This window comes from Paenibacillus forsythiae T98, assembly GCF_000520735.1.
Taxonomy (GTDB): domain Bacteria; phylum Bacillota; class Bacilli; order Paenibacillales; family Paenibacillaceae; genus Paenibacillus_AQ; species Paenibacillus_AQ forsythiae.
The window spans coordinates 1-1,763 of the sequence record NZ_ASSC01000137.1 but is presented as its reverse complement, the minus strand read 5'-3'; the positions used below and the strand labels follow the sequence as shown (position 1 = coordinate 1,763).

Annotated in this window: 3 protein-coding genes; 2 read left to right on the top strand and 1 reads right to left on the bottom strand. The window is 53.3% G+C overall.

Annotation, left to right across the window (positions count from 1 at the left end):
* A partial coding sequence (locus L692_RS0104975; protein ID WP_025697742.1) for a hypothetical protein occupies positions 1-180 on the bottom strand: 180 nt, incomplete at its 3' end.
* Positions 181-439: 259 nt separating this feature from the next.
* On the opposite strand from L692_RS0104975, the gene L692_RS0104970 reads away from it, so the two are divergent.
* Positions 440-1,264, top strand: coding sequence for a cation diffusion facilitator family transporter (locus L692_RS0104970; protein ID WP_198027703.1), 825 nt, complete (start codon positions 440-442; stop codon positions 1,262-1,264).
* Positions 1,265-1,448: 184 nt separating this feature from the next.
* A partial coding sequence (locus tag L692_RS27780; RefSeq protein WP_036722025.1) for an SH3 domain-containing protein occupies positions 1,449-1,763 on the top strand: 315 nt, incomplete at its 3' end.

Genomic DNA, 1,763 nt, shown 5'->3' with positions numbered 1-1,763 from the left:
GCCCCCGCCGGTGCGGCGGCGCTGGTTATTCGGCTTCTTGTTGTTCTGGGTCTTAAATGTCTTGGCGGCGCCGGCGTGAAAAGCGCCCGGTTTGGAATTATTCTGCTGCTTCTTTTGCTCAAGCTTTTGCCTGATGGCATCGGCGAGATTGATTTTGGGCTTGTCGCTGCTCTCGGTCATGTGCGCTATCCTCCTTGAAGCTTGTCATGAGAATATTTTAATGGTTTTTGAAAACGTCGACAAGGGCAAGAATAGGTAAAGCCATCTTCGGTTAACGCGCGATCTTTGCGGCAGACCAACACTGTTGCTCTAGACCCACAGGTACGTGCTTTGCTAGGATAGAGTGAAACTGGAAAATCTGTACTATTGTATATTTAAAAAGGAGTGTCGGAATTTGGTTGATATTTACGAGGACATACGAAAAGGCGAGCGGGGAGCGATGATCAGCATAGCAGCCTATCTGGTCCTGTCATCTTTCAAGCTAGTCTGCGGGTATCTGTTCGCATCCGGCGCGCTGCTTGCGGACGGTTTCAATAATCTTACGGATATTGTAGCTTCCCTCGCTGTTCTGATCGGTCTGCGCATTTCGCGCAAGCCACCCGATTCGAATCATGCTTACGGCCACTTTCGGGCGGAGACGGTAGCCGCGCTGCTGGCCTCTTTTATTATGGCGATGGTCGGCATCCAGGTTATCATCGAGTCGATACGCTCCCTGTTCAGGGGACATGAATCCGTACCGAGCCTGTGGTCGGCCGGCGTGGCGATTGTGTGCGCTTTGGCGATGCTCGGGGTGTATTACTACAATCGCCGGCTTGCGCTCAGCATTAACAACAGCGCGCTCATGGCCGCCGCCAAGGACAACTTCTCGGACGCCATAGTCAGTATCGGGGCGGCGGTCGGCATCATCGGCGCGCAGTTCGGGTTCCCCTGGCTGGACACGGTCGCCGCGTTCGCGGTCGGCCTGCTGATCTGCAGGACGGCATGGGAAATCTTCCAGGACTCGACGTACCGTCTTACGGATGGATTCGACGAGAGCCGGCTGATGGATTTGCGCAGCACCATCGAGCGTACCCCCGGCGTTGAAGCGATCAAGGACATGAAAGCGCGGATTCACGGAAACCAGGTGCTGGTGGATGTGGTCGTCGAGGTGGATGCGGATCTGACCGTTATGGAAGGCCATAATATCAGCGACTCCATCGAGGAGCGTATGCATAACAAGCACAACATCATGAGCGTGCATGTTCATGTGGAACCTAAATGTTAACAATTCCCGCCAAATTCAAGTAGAAATCAAGACTATAGACCTGTTATTTACCATCAATTGGCATGATGATTTGTGAAATTTGGTGCATGTTCCCAAATCCGGGCGAGCCTATAATGGTTGCAGAAAACAATAACGGCGGCGCCGCTTTTGTTGATTTCTGATCCTATCTATTCGGGGGCCCGGTATGAACCCATTTACCAAGCAGCTACTTGCCGCGTTATTATTGTCAACCGCAGTCTGCGCTTCTTCGGGCGAGCTCGGGGCCCGGCCTGTTCGCGCCGCTGAGAATTCGGCCGCGGTTTCGGCCGTTTCCGGCCCGCAGCCTGCCGTCATCCGCTCAACGGTCCGGCTTCGCACAGCGCCGTCCGTTAACAGCGAAGTGCTCTCCTATTTGAAAGAAGGAGAACAGGTAATGATTCTGGAGAAGAGCAATGCTTATTTCTATAAGGTCCGCAGCAAGGATGGAGTAATCGGCTATTGCAGCTCACAGGAGAAATAT